Origin of the sequence: Microcoleus sp. S36a_B3, assembly GCF_036700745.1 — a bacterium.
Taxonomy (GTDB): Bacteria; Cyanobacteriota; Cyanobacteriia; order Cyanobacteriales; family Microcoleaceae; genus Microcoleus.
In genome coordinates this window covers 25,730-40,703 of the sequence record NZ_JAUBPN010000002.1, presented here as the reverse complement: position 1 = coordinate 40,703, position 14,974 = coordinate 25,730, and the positions used below count along the sequence as shown (strand labels likewise).

15 protein-coding genes are annotated in these 14,974 nt (G+C 47.6%); 7 read left to right on the top strand and 8 right to left on the bottom strand.

The features are described from left to right. Positions 1-477: 477 nt before the first annotated feature. From QUA01_RS02375 to QUA01_RS02350, 6 genes are all read right to left on the bottom strand, one after another. Positions 478-1,059: a hypothetical protein gene (locus QUA01_RS02375; protein WP_333087836.1), complete on the bottom strand. Its 582-nt coding sequence runs from the start codon at positions 1,057-1,059 to the stop codon at positions 478-480. Positions 1,060-1,218: 159 nt separating this feature from the next. Beyond that, positions 1,219-3,057 (bottom strand): CHAT domain-containing protein, encoded by a 1,839-nt coding sequence (locus QUA01_RS02370; RefSeq protein ID WP_333087838.1) that lies wholly within the window; start codon positions 3,055-3,057, stop codon positions 1,219-1,221. A 102-nt stretch (positions 3,058-3,159) separates the two neighbouring features. Then, entirely contained in the window at positions 3,160-4,299 is a 1,140-nt protein-coding gene (locus QUA01_RS02365; protein ID WP_333087840.1) for a Gfo/Idh/MocA family protein, read from the bottom strand. 177 nt (positions 4,300-4,476) lie between these two features. Continuing rightward, positions 4,477-5,463 carry a glutathione synthase gene (gene gshB / locus QUA01_RS02360; RefSeq protein WP_333087842.1) on the bottom strand — a complete coding sequence of 329 codons (987 nt, stop codon included), beginning with the start codon at positions 5,461-5,463 and terminating at the stop codon, positions 4,477-4,479. A 59-nt stretch (positions 5,464-5,522) separates the two neighbouring features. After that, positions 5,523-5,783, bottom strand: a complete 261-nt coding sequence (gene grxC, locus QUA01_RS02355) for a glutaredoxin 3 (RefSeq protein WP_333087844.1) — start codon at positions 5,781-5,783, stop codon at positions 5,523-5,525. A gap of 189 nt (positions 5,784-5,972) precedes the next feature. Next, positions 5,973-6,383: a PEP-CTERM sorting domain-containing protein gene (locus tag QUA01_RS02350; RefSeq protein ID WP_333087845.1), complete on the bottom strand. Its 411-nt coding sequence runs from the start codon at positions 6,381-6,383 to the stop codon at positions 5,973-5,975. 199 nt (positions 6,384-6,582) lie between these two features. Here QUA01_RS02350 and QUA01_RS02345 point away from each other — a divergent pair, with 199 nt between their 5' ends. Further along, positions 6,583-6,723: a hypothetical protein gene (locus QUA01_RS02345; RefSeq protein ID WP_333087847.1), complete on the top strand. Its 141-nt coding sequence runs from the start codon at positions 6,583-6,585 to the stop codon at positions 6,721-6,723. A gap of 146 nt (positions 6,724-6,869) precedes the next feature. Here QUA01_RS02345 and hflX read toward each other — a convergent pair whose 3' ends face one another. After that, on the bottom strand, positions 6,870-8,528 hold the full coding sequence (gene hflX / locus QUA01_RS02340) for a GTPase HflX (RefSeq protein ID WP_333087893.1): 1,659 nt from the start codon (positions 8,526-8,528) through the stop codon (positions 6,870-6,872). Here hflX and QUA01_RS02335 point away from each other — a divergent pair. The 4 genes from QUA01_RS02335 (at position 8,466) to QUA01_RS02320 (ending at position 11,157) form a co-directional block, all read left to right on the top strand. Next, positions 8,466-8,603 carry a hypothetical protein gene (locus QUA01_RS02335; protein ID WP_228049827.1) on the top strand — a complete coding sequence of 46 codons (138 nt, stop codon included), beginning with the start codon at positions 8,466-8,468 and terminating at the stop codon, positions 8,601-8,603. The genes hflX and QUA01_RS02335 overlap by 63 nt on opposite strands. Before the next feature lie 394 nt (positions 8,604-8,997). Next, positions 8,998-9,210: a chlorophyll a/b-binding protein gene (locus tag QUA01_RS02330; protein ID WP_194066620.1), complete on the top strand. Its 213-nt coding sequence runs from the start codon at positions 8,998-9,000 to the stop codon at positions 9,208-9,210. 299 nt (positions 9,211-9,509) lie between these two features. After that, entirely contained in the window at positions 9,510-9,788 is a 279-nt protein-coding gene (locus QUA01_RS02325; RefSeq protein WP_333087850.1) for a photosystem I reaction center subunit PsaK, read from the top strand. 676 nt (positions 9,789-10,464) lie between these two features. Next, entirely contained in the window at positions 10,465-11,157 is a 693-nt protein-coding gene (locus QUA01_RS02320; RefSeq protein ID WP_333087851.1) for an SRPBCC family protein, read from the top strand. A 202-nt stretch (positions 11,158-11,359) separates the two neighbouring features. Here QUA01_RS02320 and galK read toward each other — a convergent pair whose 3' ends face one another. Next, positions 11,360-12,439: a galactokinase gene (gene galK / locus QUA01_RS02315; protein WP_333087852.1), complete on the bottom strand. Its 1,080-nt coding sequence runs from the start codon at positions 12,437-12,439 to the stop codon at positions 11,360-11,362. 294 nt (positions 12,440-12,733) lie between these two features. Between galK and rsmA the strand changes: the two genes are divergently transcribed. Both rsmA and ispE read left to right on the top strand, forming a co-directional pair. Beyond that, positions 12,734-13,558, top strand: a complete 825-nt coding sequence (gene rsmA / locus QUA01_RS02310) for a 16S rRNA (adenine(1518)-N(6)/adenine(1519)-N(6))-dimethyltransferase RsmA (protein ID WP_333087855.1) — start codon at positions 12,734-12,736, stop codon at positions 13,556-13,558. 275 nt (positions 13,559-13,833) lie between these two features. Continuing rightward, entirely contained in the window at positions 13,834-14,811 is a 978-nt protein-coding gene (gene ispE, locus QUA01_RS02305; RefSeq protein ID WP_333087856.1) for a 4-(cytidine 5'-diphospho)-2-C-methyl-D-erythritol kinase, read from the top strand. The last annotated feature ends 163 nt before the right edge of the window (positions 14,812-14,974 follow it).

The following is a 14,974-nucleotide window of genomic DNA, read 5'->3' as shown; positions in this document are numbered from 1 at the left end:
GCTTATTATCCTTATTAGCTACAAATGACAACATTTAATCACATTGAATTGTTAGCTTCCCCTTTTTTTTGACTTCACTTCTACTTGTCTTTTTACAGTTCCTAATTTTTTATAAACACATAGTATTGCAACCACCGTTCCGAAACCCCAGTCGCCCTCACAATCCCAGCCAGAGATATAGCGGTTCTCACAAAAGTGAGAACCGCTATATACAGTTTACACCGCCAACCCAGAAAGCGCGTTTTTACGCGATTTGTTGCTAAAAACGCAGATTTTTCGTAAAAAAAACCAGGTTTCTGACCGCCTGTGTATCAGTTCTAATCAAGTCTAAAAATTGAATAGGATTGCTATATCAAACTATAGCAATCCAGGTGTTTTAACAACTAGACAAATTTAACATCTAACTCAAGGTAGATTAATTTTATATTAATTTGAAAAATTATGGCGATCGCAGCATAAAACCCAACCGTGAAAAAACTAATCAGAAATTTCTAATTGCGAAATTGCATAGCGGGCGACAGTCAAACCAACTCTCGCCTGTTCTATTTCCGACAATTGCGCCCAAGGTCTTTTAGTCTCCACAGCCGCTTCCACCCCGGACGAATCACCCTCTCGCATGGCATAAGCCAAAGGACGCGCCAACACCTGCAAATCTTCCTCAGCCCACTGAGGTAAAATATTTAACACGCACTCTACCATTTGGTCAGCTAAAGATTGATACTTCACAGTTGCATTTTGGACGCTTTGAGCGATGCGGGTCAAAAAATCTTCAGGAACGCCAGCAAATTTATCGCCCAAAGACTTTTGCAGGGCGCTAGAAAGCCAAACTTGTTCTAATTGCGCGAATAAAACTCCCGACTTCAGGGCAATATCGCTGTCGCTGAAAGAGTCAGACAGTGAAAATTCCTGCTCTAAATCCGCCCAATAAGATTCTGATTCAAGCTGTGCCGGATTCCAGGGATAGGCAACATCAGTCTGAACAATTGTGGCGAGCAGTTCCATTTCGGCCTGAGAGAGAGAGTCGCGAAAATATTGAGAATCGGGAGATTGGGTAGCCATGATGTAATACCTAAGTGCTTCAAGGAAAGTACAGAAAGTGGATTCTACTAAGTGATAGTTGCGAGCGGCCTGCGGTGAGTAACTCTTTTAACTTCAGACTTGAGACTTAACGCTCAGAAGTTTGCTGTTTCGATCGCATTCATTAACTACACCCGCACCTTAATTGGTTCCGCAATCAGTCTCACTGTAGCCCGAACTTTTTGGAACCTCAATAGTAAACTCAAAAATCTGACCTTGAGAACTGCCAAATTTTAGCTGAGTGCCCGATTGCAACAGCAGTTCTTGGTGGTGAACTCTCACCCATCCCTGGGCCCCCAAAACTAAAGTCCCGTAACGAGAAAAATCGCGCAAAAAGTAGCTAGGTTCTTCCCGGCTATCTCTGATGCTGTTGCGGCAGAAAATCTCGGCGTGTTTCTGAGAAACCCACTGTTCTCGAATCACTACGTCGTTTTCTTCCCAGCGTCCGACTCGAACCATCCCGGCGCAAATCTGCCAAACCTGATTGGTTGATTCGGTGGATTTGACATTTGGTCGATCGCGCCCCCGCAAGTAAGCACAAGACGGCAAACGTCCCAGCCAAGTAGAAGAATTTAGAGGCAATTCCGTTTTCAGGTCATCTACCGGCTCAGTCAGTTCGCCGTCAAACTCTGGGTGCATATACAGCACGGGAAGCGTCCAAGCCGGTTGATTGAACTTGTAAAGCGTCAGTAGCTGCTGTCTGGCGACGGCGACGGCCCGATCGACCGACATCCGCCCGGCCAAAGCTCGAGCAAAAGTTTGGATAAAACTTAGGGCCTCGCGATCGGCGATCGAGTCCCGCATCCCCAACACCGCCGGCACCCCGTGATGGATCAGTACCTCAGCCAAACTGCTGCGGGCGATCGCCTGTTGCTGGCCGTTATTCGAGTGCAGCCTCTCCACCGCCGGCTGAGCTCCCCAACAGGCATTAAACACTGCCAGAGTCACGCGACACCGAACTAAAACCTGAGCCAGTTCAGTACCGTTCATCGTCGTGTCCGGCGCCAAAAACAGCAAGCCGCCGTCAGGCCCCGGTATCCCGTGGCCCGAGTAGAACAGAATGTTATAAGCTTGCGTTTCCAGCCGAGAAATTAGTTCGGCCGGAGTAGGTTCGATCAAAGTATCAACGCGAGTCGGAACGCTAATATCGAAATATTTGTCGCTGTCGTCGGTTTGAAAAGCACTTTCGAGAACCCCAGCGAGGGCGAGTGCTTCAGCTTCCAACTGCAAATGACGGTTATTGCTCGTAGAAAATTCAGAATTAGCACCGCGGCCTGGTTCTGCTTGTCCCAAAACTAGCAAAATGTTCAGCGACTCGGCAGGACGCAGGGGCGGCAAAGGCTCGACATTGCTGGTAGTGCGGCTGAACAGCAATTGCTGCGACAGAGAAATTGCCGGTTGACCGGCTTGAGGCTGCATAATTTCCCAAGGCAAAGCAATTAAATAGGGTTCGCGCAAATCTATGCGAACCCGCAGGGGTAGATTTTGCCCGATCGCGATACCTTTACTTTCCTGCAGACTGCCCTGAATCGGCCCTTCAAACAGCCACCGCCAAAGATCGATCCCCAAATGCTGCATCAGGCGGCTGCTGTAGCTTGCAGGTGGCTGCTGCAGGTTCGGCTCGCCCCTGTCGCCCCACCCCCCTTGACCGAGCTGAAGCGACACAGAGGGGAGCGGTGGAGGTAGTTGTAGCGACTTAGGAGTTCGTTTTTCAGTTTCTGCAAGTATATTCTGGTTGTTTTCCGGCGAGACGAAACTGCCATCAGGATGTAGGGGCAATTCGTGCATTGTCCCGGAGGGGGAAAACATTTCCTGCCAAGCTTTCCAGGATTGGGATAGGGTATGGGGCCACATACAGTCGTGGTGAACGTACCCGCTGGGATAGGGAGCTTGTAGAACCCAAGTGGCAAAATGGTTTGCCCCAGCGGTTCTCAGGCGAGCGATCGCTATACTGAGGCAAGGACTTTCAGGGCGCGCCATCTTACAACTCTGGATATAAGGGTGATCGAGTTTATCTATATCGTAGTTTATCGGGTTTGGGGCGCGATCGAGTGGGAGAGATTACTTTGTGAGTTTTTAATTTTACTTACTGCCCAAAAATTTATCTAAATTCGGTACATCCACCCACGTTCCCGTAGCATTTGACTCCTGAGTCAAATCCATCAACAACTGCGAGTAAACTCCTTCTTTGAGCGACGGTATCAAAGATTTCCCCGCATCTATTGCTTCTACCCACCTATCCACTACTCGAATAAACGGTGCAATTCTCCCGTCTGGATAAACTTGAGGAAACTCCAATCTTTGAGGAATCTTAATTTCAGCTAAAGGTTCTCCAGCTTGGGAACCCCACAAACGAAATCCGTGGACATAATCCTGCTGATTGTCGCTTCCCAATACCAAAGTACCCTTACTCCCGTAAATTTCGACCCAATGTCCCCGCCCTTGATAAGTAACCGAACTCAAACAAACTTGACAAGGCGTTCCCCCGGCCAATTCCAACATCAACGTGCAAGAATCATCAGCATCAACAGGTTTTAAATTTCCCGAATCCTTCGGATCTGGTCGCGCTGAAATTCCTGTAATCAATTGCCCAGAAAGCCTCTGCACGGGCCCGAACAGCCAGCTAAGATAATCAAAAACGTGGGAACCTGTCGCCCCCAAAACTCCGCCGCCTAGCTCTTTTTGCGCGTACCAATTCCAAGGGCGAGCAGCATCAGCGCGCCCAGACACCAACCAATCAATCTTAATTAAACGGTTTTCTCCGACATATCCTGCTGCTAATAATTCTGCTAGCATTCGCCATGCGGGGATGAAGCGAAACTCAAAGTCCATTGTGGCAATTGCTCTCGAACCACTGTTGTTAACATTAGTTTGAGATTCGCTGTTTGTTAATCGGTAAAGTTCCCTAGCTTCATAAGCTGTGAGGGCTGTAGGTTTTTCTAATAATAAATGTTTGCCTGCTTGCAAGACGGTTTTTGCCATTTCAAAATGCAAAAATGGCGGGGTGGAAATGCTGACTCCCGCTACTTCTGGGATGGCTGCTATATCTGCGATCGAGTTGCAAGCATAGGGGATGTTGTGGGTGCTGGCGATCGCCTGAGCTTTGTCTAAATTCCGGTGGTAAACAGCCACAACCTCTGTCCGGTGGTGTGCCTGGAATCCGGGAAGGTGCACTTTTTGACCGAAACCTGTACCGACTATTGCAACGCCAATTTTTGACATAATTTAATAATTGGGAATGGGGAATTGGGAATTGGGAATGGGGAATTGGGAATTGAGAATTGGGAATTGGGAATTGGTAGCAACTAACCAATAACTAATGACTTCAACATCGGCCTGACGCTCGATAATTAATCAGTGTATGTGTGTCCTAATCTGTGTCGTGCTTTCCTTTTTCCCTCATCCTTCTTCCTTCTTCCTTCTTCCTTCTTCCTTCTCCACCCATTCAATTACTTGTTTGCCCAAACTAACGCCGTCAAGCAAGTCAATTTCTCTGATCCCTGTAGGGCTGGTGACATTAACTTCGGTGAGATAACCGCCAATGATATCAATGCCAACAAAGTACAGTCCGTCCCGTTGCAGTACCGGTGCTAAGTCAGCGCAAATTTGATGTTCGCGATCGGTAATTTCTGTTTGTGCGACTCGGCCGCCGACGGCCATGTTGCCACGAAATTCGTTGCCTGTGGGAATGCGGTTGACAGCGCCGATGGGCTTGCCGTTTAAGAGGATGATTCGTTTATCTCCGTCTTTTGCTGCGGGCAGATATGTCTGAATCATCACTGGGATTTGCCCTTGTTGAGTGCTGATTTCGACTAGGGAGTTGAGATTGCGATCGCCCGCTTCCAATAACAAAATCCCCTCGCCAGCTTTCCCACCTAATGGTTTAAGAACTGCCGCTCCTTTTTTCTCAACAAATTGCCTAATTACCCGCTTGTTTTGAGAAACAATTGTTTCGGGGATCGAGTTCTCAAATTGCAAAGCATACATTTTTTCATTGGCTGCGCGCAATCCTTTGGGGCTGTTAACTACCAAAGTTTTAGCGGGATCGATGCCGTCTAGAAGGTAAGTAGCATAAAGGTAAGGAATATTGACAGGGGGGTCTGTCCGCATAAATACTGCGTCCATTGCTTCGAGAGGCCCGAAAGTAGGCTGTTCTACTTCGTACCACACCTGAGCTGCTTCCCAGCGTCCCTCTACGATTTTTACAGGGGTTAGGGCTACCCGGTAGAGGGTAGCCCAGGTTTTGCCGTCGATGACGCTTAATTCGTTGGCTTGAGTCGCCCAAACTTCGTGACCCAACTCTTGAGCGGCTTCCATCAGCGCTACGCTGGTATCGTGTCCTGGAATGAGTCGCGCGAGGGAATCGATGATGAATGCAAATTTCATTGTTCAGTTGGCACTTATGAATTGGTTTGAGGAAAATTTGGCAAGCGATGGACTAATGTTTATGTTGCCAGCAGCGGGTCAAGTTGGCCGCGAGCATCGAGTGCGTGGAGTTCGTCGCAGCCGCCTATGTGTTGGTCGTTAATGAAGATTTGGGGCAGGGTGCGGCCTCCGTTGGCTCGATCGCTCATTTTATCCCGTGCTGCTGCATCTCCATCGATGGCGTACTCTGTAAAATCTACCCCTTTTCGCTTCAGCAGTGCTTTGGCCCGAATGCAAAACGGGCAGGTTCTCCAAGTGTAAATTTCTACTTTAGGGGTCATCGGGCGCTCAAACAATAACAATATTTTTTTATTGTAATCTTAACTAATCTTATTTTTATTTTTATATAGTTGCAGCCAACGACTTGTAATGTTATTATTTATACAACTTTTTTTAAATTTGTCTAAAAATACCAAAATATCCGCCCTTCTTGAAACGGAGAGATTTTGACAATTAGCAGCACGATCGGTCTATCGCGACTGACCGACCTGCTTGTTTCGTTTTCTGCCGGAACCGATGATTCCTGCACCTGTCACTAGGAGTGCTACCACAGTGCCCGGTTCTGGGATAGATGTTGCTGCTCTCTGCGGGGTGGAGTTGTTGGTGTATATTTTTGTGAAGTTCGGCGATTGTGCCGGCGCTGGGTCTGGCGATTTCTCTACCTGGTCTGATGCTTGTGTCCCAGAGCGCAGAGATTCTATGGATGGGCTTGATGGTGCTTCCGGGCTTGGGGAATTGTCAGGGCTACAGGCGCTTGAAAAGTTTCCCGGCCCGCACACATCTACCTGTGCTGCACCCGGAGGGGCGGCAGCCAAATAGAAGAACCCTGTTGCCATTGTGGCAGAGAGTCCGATTGCTAGTTTTGCCAGTGGCGTACACATAACTATTTAGTTAAAAAGTGGTAAAATCGGAAATTAGAAATAGTGCTAGAGATGAGCGTTGCGGGGTTGGTAAGGATTTTAGAGTTATTACAATAGATGGATGCTTTTCTCGCGCCCGTATAGTATAGTATAGCGCTTGGGGAGGTCGCCCAAACACTTTAATAATCTTATTTTCTTACACCTTGAGGTCGAGAACTTCGTGGTTGGCACTACGTTACTTAGTGCTTTGCAGGGAGCGATCGAGCAACATCTTCTGGCAACATCTCCACCACCAGCAGTTACAGTCATTAACAAAGAGTGTTGTTACGAGTACCGCCACCTCCTGAAATTAATTATTTAATTCCTCGCAAACTAGCTCTGCTTTATCGTACTTGGCAATGCACAATCTGACTACTCTTTTATCGTCTCATGCTGCGATAGGAACTGTCCTCAGTATATGTACGTGTATTCCTGACTGTCAACTACTTAAAAGGAATATTTAAGTATTTACCGAGGATAGAGGGCGTATTCAATGAGTTGCGCTAATCGATCGCGCAGAGTTTCCAATCCGAGACCTTTGGCGGCCGAAATAAATACGGCTTGAGGAAACTCTTCTCGTGCGAGAGCGAGTCTATCTTCATCTACGGCATCGATTTTGTTGAAAACTACAAGAGCAGGCCCAGGAGTTACGGGCATATCTGTCAAAATATTCATGACGGATCGAATTTGGCTTTGCCATGCGGGATGGGAGAGATCGACGAGGTGCAGCAAAGCGTCGGCGTCTGTGACTTCTTCGAGGGTAGCCCGAAAAGCGTCGATCAGTGAGGGGGGCAGTTCGCGAATAAAGCCCACTGTGTCTGTGAGGACGAGCGACAAAAGTTCCCCGCCCTCGGCGCTAGGAATTGTCAGCTTGCGGGTGGTGGGGTCGAGGGTGGCAAATAACTGGTCGGCGGCGTAGACTTCGGAATTGGTGAGCAGGTTGAGCAGGGTCGATTTACCGGCGTTTGTGTAGCCGACGATGGCGACTGAGGGTACGTCATTGTGGTGCCGGTTCTGCCGTAGCCGGAAGCGGTGAGCGAGGAGTTGATTTACTTCTTGCTGCAATCGAGTAATGCGTTTGGCGATCGTCCGCCGTTCGGTTTCTAGTTTAGTTTCCCCAGGGCCTCTGGTACCGATGCCGCCGCCCTGCTTTGACATGGCCTGACCGATCCCTCTGAGCCGGGGCAGGGTGTATTGTAGCTGAGCTAGTTCGACTTGCAATTTACCTTCGCTAGATCGCGCTCTTTGGGCGAAAATGTCCAGAATTACCTCCGTGCGATCGACTACGCGAATGCCGAGGAGAGTTTCTAGGTTACGTATTTGTGCGGGTGCCAGATCGCGATCGAATACCACGAGGTTAGCGCTAACCGTCTGAGCGGTGAGAGCAATTTCTTGAACTTTGCCTTCGCCAACGACTGTCTGAGGATGGGGGCGCGATCGTTTTTGGCGCACTGTTTGCAGAACTTGACCCCCGGCGCTTTCCACCAGCCGCGTGATTTCTGCGAGTCCGTCCTCAAAATCCAGCAGAGTCATCTGCTGAGTCATTACACCCACCAGCAGAACCTTGTCTTGGTCTGCATCCACCTGCTTAGCGACAAACTCAGCTTGAAACTCTGCTTCTAGTCCTTCCACCAACTCCTGAAAATCTTGGTCTGCGAGGTCGTCCAAATTCAGCGGTTCTGAGATTGTCCAGGGAAAGTGTTGAGTTTTGATTGGTGAGTTTTGAACTGAAGACTCTTCTATTTCATCAGTTTCATCAGTTTCATCAGTTGCAGATTTTTGTAACTGAGCGCTTAACACGGAAAACTCAAAATTTGGTCGGTCTCCTTGAGGTATCAGGTGAACGAGATAAGTTTCTTGGATGTAACCTGTCGCACCGCCGCCGCGGCGCTGAAATCCTCCGCCGGTCAGCGTCAGCCACACTAGGGCATCTAGGCGCTGAATTGCCATTGCTGTGAGAGCTGCTTCGCTTGGGGTTTCTGGCTTCAGGTGGGTGGCGATGCAGCGAATGCCGCTGAGGCGACCTCCGCCGTATCGGGGCAATTCTAGGGGCGAAATTTGGGTTTGGCGGGGTGTACCTACGCCGACGCGAATTACTTGTCCGCGACGGTTGATGTAGGTGCAGATTGGTTTGTCGATTTCGGTGCTGATGGCTGCGACGCGCTGGGCGAATTCTGCCGTGGTGATGCGATCGCCCGGTAGTCGCTGGTGGTAAAGCTTTTCGAGTTGCTTGAGCTGGCTGGACTTTAAACCTTGAAGATTGCCGTAGATGGTTTCGATAACTGTTTCTCCCTCGCGATCTGTGAATCTTATATTTTACTTAACTCCGGGCGATCGTGTTGTGGTTTGAAGTTTAAATTTACCATTCCTACCATGAGACACTTCCTTTGACAACAGCAGTCTCAACTTGTACTTGTCTTTTGTATCGGCTGATACAGGCGATCGCTAAAAAAAACCTTAACAAAACTTAACACATATTTTTGTGTTTCAGAATCCTCCTTTAGACTTGTGTGTATCTTGAGCCTAGAGACAGATAGCAAACTAAAAATTAGGTCGCTACTATGATAAGCGAAACATTGTTAAGGAATGTAAAAACATGGAAACTCGTCCTACTAACGTACCTACAACCACTAATGCTTACAACGGCAAAGATCGCAATGCCTTTTTGTTTGGCTTTAACCCGCAAGCAGAACTTTGGAACGGCCGCTTAGCGATGATCGGCTTCTTAGCTTATTTGCTCTGGGACTTGGCTGGATATAGCGTTCTACGCGACATCCTTCACTTTCTGCCTACCTATATCGCTCGCTAATAACGAGCATTGTTTCCGGTCTGGCAGTATGAGTAAATGCCACAACTGCCAGATCGGCTAAAAGTTACAAATAGCAGCGAGTATAATTTAGTTCGTTTGTAGCTTGCGTTACTTTTGACTGGCATTAAAAGATTTATTGCTGTGATTTGATGATTGCAGTTGGGGCGCGATCGCTGGCGCAGTGAATATTAAGAGCAAAACAGATATTTATTCCTGAGATGCGATCGCCCCTGCTGTCTTTTTGGCAAGAAATTTCATCGATAACCTCTGATTGTATAGGAAAAATAGGAGCATCAACGATGATCAACTCAAATTTACTGGCAGTAGTAGAATCAGCTCTGACTGACACAGCATCAGGAAACTGGCAAAAGCCGATAGTGATGTTTGTTTGCAATATCTTAGCATTGCTAGTTCTGAGCCGCGTAATTTGGCATCCCCACGTCGGCCCGAAAATGCCTTTGCCTTTCCCATCTCTGTTTAACAATGTTAGCGTTCCCGCATTTTTGGCATCAATGAGCGCCGGTCACATTCTAGGAGTATTAATGATTTTGACGATCGGCATCGATAAGTATATTTAGGAGCAATTGCGCTGCTGTTTTGGGGAATTTTTCCTTTAATGGATAGAGTGAAATCCGCAGAAAGTTTGTAGGGGTTAGTGAAATGCACTCACCCCTAATTTTAGGTTTGTATCTAAACTTTGTCTCAAATCAGTAGTAGACTTCTTCATAAGTTTTCGTTCAATACATAAACCGCAGATGAAAGGCAGATGCAACATCGATTGACGCAGATAATTTTAGATGGATTTGTGCGTGAGTGCAAGAGTTACAGTATGGTGCATCAGATTGTTGGCTGGAAATAGCGGAGCAAATGTAAGGGTCTGACGGACGATACTATACTCTAAGTAATCGGAAAAAATTAATTACAAAAGGGCTTTGGACGCTTACAGACTTTTAGGTAAGATTTTATTAAATTAATTCTGTCCAGCTACTTAACTACTTTAGACAGACGCAGGAGCGCGGGAAAGAGAGATAGATTTTAAAGAATCGGGTTTTTTCAAAACAAAACGCCTGAGTGTAGGAGTTTCAGCGGTGAAGCAATCCACGCCGATCCAGAATTGGGGGAAGAAGATTTGTTGAATGCGAAAGCAATTCAAACTATTCAATGATAGCCCAACGGTGGGCATCGTGCCGCAGAACTGCCCGACTAGCGGCGTGAAAGCTGCTATTTTTCGATTAATAGATGAGGTTTAAAACAATGGATTCTAATTCGATCGCAAATTCTGACAAAGAAAACCAAACTAACACCGGCGAGACCGAACGCTGGGCTTCGTTAATTGGTGGCGGGGCGCTGGTGTTGTTTGGTTTGTCGCAGCGTTCTTTGAGAGGTGCTTTGCTGGCGGTTGCCGGTGGCGGTTTGGCGGCGCGCGGGCTGGGGGTTGCAGAGGGTTTGCAGTCGGCTGCAGATGCCAATCAAAGTATTAAAGTTGAAAAGACGGTGACGATCGACAAACCGGCTGATGAATTGTACCGTTTCTGGCGCGATTTTGAAAATTTACCTCGGTTTATGAAGCATCTCAAACACGTAACGGTAATAGATGACAAGCGTTCTCACTGGATTGCCAGCGCCCCGACCGGCAATAGTGTAGAATGGGATGCAGAAATTGTCCGCGAAGAAGAAAATCGATTAATTGCGTGGGTGTCTGTGGAAGGCGCGGATGTTGAGAATTCGGGTTTTGTGCGCTTTCAACCGGCACCAGCAGGACGCGGTACTGAGGTCAAAGTTGCGATCGAATACAACCCTCCGGGCGGTGCGATTGCTGGTGCAGCGGCTAAGCTATTTGGGGAAGTCCCAGAACAGCAAATTGCTGACGATTTGCGCCGTTTTAAGCAGTTTATGGAAGCTGGGGAAATAGCTACGACGGCCGGTCAATCTTCTGGCCGCAAGTAATAATTGCGATCGTGTCGGATAAATTAATTGTAATTCCGCTTCGGGGCGGGTTTTACCAACAATCCAAGATTCAAATCCACAATAGATTTCTGGCAAAAGTTTTTTTCATCAATTTATAGGGCCGGCGAGAAATCCCACAATAAAAAATGATTCTTGTGGGATGGGCCGGAAAGCCCGCCCTAGTTATTTTTGCAAGAGGTTATTAAGAATTCAGTTTAACTTCGGGAACTAAAACGCGGCCGCTGTAACCCGCACGCTGGTATCGATCGATCGCCTCTGCTGCGATAACATCCGTTTTACCTGTCTCGACGAGCGCAACGCAAGCACCGCCAAAACCTCCACCCGTCAGCCTTGCACCGAAGACTCGGGGGATTGACTGCAAGATGGCCGCCAGCGTGTCTGCAGCGGGCACTGAAACTTCGTAGTCGTCGCGCAAACTCGCGTGGGAAGCATTCATTAACTGGCCGAAACGCTTTGCAGACAAAGATTTTACTGCTTGCAGGACGCGGTTGTTTTCGGTAATGACGTGGCGAGCTCGCCTTCTGAGGGGTTCTGGCAATACTTCGACTGCTTTGGGATCGGCGATATCCCTGAGAGCTTTAACTCCCAATATTCGGGCGGATTCCTCGCACTCAGCACGCCGTTTGTTGTAGCCACTTCCTGCTGCTAGTTGGTGGCTTTCGCCGCTGTCAATTACTAAAATTTCGGTGTCTGGAGGAAAAGGTATCGGGCGATATTTGAGGCTGCGGGTGTCGAGAAATAGCATGGTGTTGGTGTCTGCTAAACTCGATGCCATTTGATCCATGATGCCGCAGTTCAAACCGGCGTACCGGATTTCGGCTAGCTGTCCGATTTGAGCTAGCCGCACGTCGTCTAGGGGGAGGTTGAGTAAAGCGCGCATTCCTCTGAGGGTGGCTATTTCTAAGGCGGCGCTGCTGGACAAACCGGCGCCGATCGGCACGTTGGAGGTAATGTAGAGATTTATTGGCGGTATTTTGTATCCTTCTTTTTCTAAAAGTCTGAGGCAGCCACAGATATAAGTGACGAATGTTTGCGGTATAGTATCGTCGTCTGAAAAATTTATGAGTTCGTCATATTCTGCTGAATAAAAATGGTGGCGCTCGTCGCTGCTGAAGCCAATTTGTACTGTTGTGCGCTGGGGAATTGCCGTCGGCAGTACAAATCCGTCGTTGTAGTCTGTGTGTTCGCCCAACAGGTTTACTCTTCCGGGCGCGCTGGCTTGGGTTTTGGGTAATGTACCAAATACTCGTTGGAATTTCATACCATTTAAGAATTTAAGAAGTGAAAAATTATAAATTACTTACTCCATAAAGGTTTGGAGGTTGCCAATAGTTGTTTTTTTTGGGGGAACTAATTTCATTTTTGGAGAATTGGGAATTGGGAATTGGGAATTGGGAAGAAATAAACTTATTTTTTCTCGTTTATTTTTTTATAGTGCCCAAGCTTTTTGCTGAATTCAACCCATGTTAACAAAAATCAACATGACTGTAGGTGAGGAAAAAATATGAGGTTGTGATAGAATAGCAGGCTAAGATTTCTTCCAGCAATTCAAAAAATGCGATCGACCAGACCCCGGAAACAGTTTGCTCAACATTGGCTCAAAAGCGAGAAAGCCTTAGATAAGATTGTCAAAGCAGCGAATTTGGATGGTTCTCGCGTCCTGGAAATCGGGCCGGGCACTGGAATTCTGACTCGGCGCTTGCTGCCGGAGGCTGAGTCTGTTGTTGCGGTGGAGATTGATCGAGATTTGTGCCTAAAACTAGCCAAGCAACTAGGCAAAACCGACAACTTTTTACTGCTACAGGGCGATTTTTTGGAAATAAACTTAGATGCTGAACTAACAGCCTTTCCAAAATTCCAAAATCCCAATAAAGTTGTTGCCAACATTCCCTATAATATCACCGGCCCGATCTTACAAAAACTGCTGGGAACTATATCTGCGCCTGCTGCTAAACCCTTTGATGCGATCGTGCTGTTAGTACAGAAAGAAGTCGCCCAAAGACTTTACGCTAAACCGGGTTCTACAGCTTTTGGCGCTTTGTCGGTGCGGGTACAATATTTAGCAGAATGCGAGTTAGTTTGTAATGTGCCTTCTAGAGATTTTTATCCGCCTCCAAAAGTCGATTCTGCTGTGGTGCGGCTGCGTCCCAGACAGATAGAAACTACGGCTGTTAATCCGCGCTATTTGGAGACTTTACTAAAGTTGGGATTTGGCAGCAAGCGCAAGATGCTGCGAAATAATTTGAAAGGGGCTGTGGATTTAGATAAGCTCGTTCAATTGTTAGAAAATTTACAGATAAATCCTCAATCTCGCGCTGAAGATTTGAGCGTGGATCAATGGGTAAATTTGAGCAATAATTTGTTTTCGGATGACCAATGACCAATCACTAATTATATCATATTCGGTAGATTAATCATAAAAACGTTTCGTTCGTAGTGCGGAATGCGAGTCCGCAACTTGGATCGGACTCGCATTCCACACTACGAACTAATTTTAGATCGATCGACTGGACGCGATATGACTGCTGACTAATGACCAATGACTAATGACTGCCGATCCTGCATAATATTTCCTTTGAGTTGTGAGAAAATGGACTATGACTCGTATCAATTAATTTCAACCAGGTGTTTCTTTCACCTGCGGCTTAATCACCTATGCGTTCCTATTCTCTCTTAGCTTCGGCAAAAATCAATCTGTATTTGGAAATAATAGGCGATCGCCCCGACGGATATCACGAACTGGCGATGGTACTTCAAAGCATAGATTTGACCGATCGAATTGACTTGCGGGCGATCGGTACCGACACGATTCGCGTGCGCTGCGATCACCCGCAAGTTCCTCCTGATAAAAATAATTTGGCTTACCGGGCGGCGGATTTGCTGGCGCAGCAATTCCCCGATGCTTTGGCCAAATACGGCGGAGTCGAGATTGCGATTCACAAGCAGATTCCGGTGGCGGCGGGGCTCGCCGGCGGTTCTGCAAATGCGGCTGCGGTTTTAGTCGGGATGGATTTGCTTTGGCAATTGGGACTCACTCAGTCGGAGTTGCAAGAGTTGGGGGGAACTTTGGGTTCGGATGTGCCTTTTTGCATTGGTGGAGGTACGGCTTTGGCAACTGGTCGCGGGGATAAACTGTCGCCACTGCCGGATTTGGGAGGTTTTTCTGTGGTGCTGGCGAAGTACCGCAATCTCAGTATTTCTACGGCATGGTCGTATCAAACTTATCGCCAGCAGTTCAGTAGTTCCTATTGTGGATCAGAGGATTTGGACTGTCGCCGGGAACGGCTGCATTCGGGGCCGATGGTGGGGGCGATCGCCCAAAAAGATCGATCGAAAATTGGTCAATTGCTGCACAACGATTTAGAAAAAGTGGCTTTACCCGTGTACCCGCAGGTGTTGCAGTTGCGCGAAGCATTTGAGTCGGCGGGGGTTTTGGGAACGATGATGTCGGGTTCCGGGCCGACGGTGTTTGCACTCTGCGAGTCTCAAGAGCAGGCTCAGCAGATTGTGGAACGGGTGAAAAGTGCGATCGCTTCTCCCGATTTGGATTTTTGGGTAGCAAATTTTAGCAATACTGGGATTCGCATTTGTTCGGAGGGAAACGATACAAAACCGCCGATTGCGAGGGTGTAACTCACAGGTGGTGCGATCGCCCGTTAAAGGCCAATTAGGGCGATCGACCCCGATATATCTAACTTCGCGCAGAGTCTATTGAGATCGAATAACTGATAAAATGCCATCAAACACGGATTTTTGTTTTGGTGAATTAACCACAGCGCTAAAATCTCACATCTCA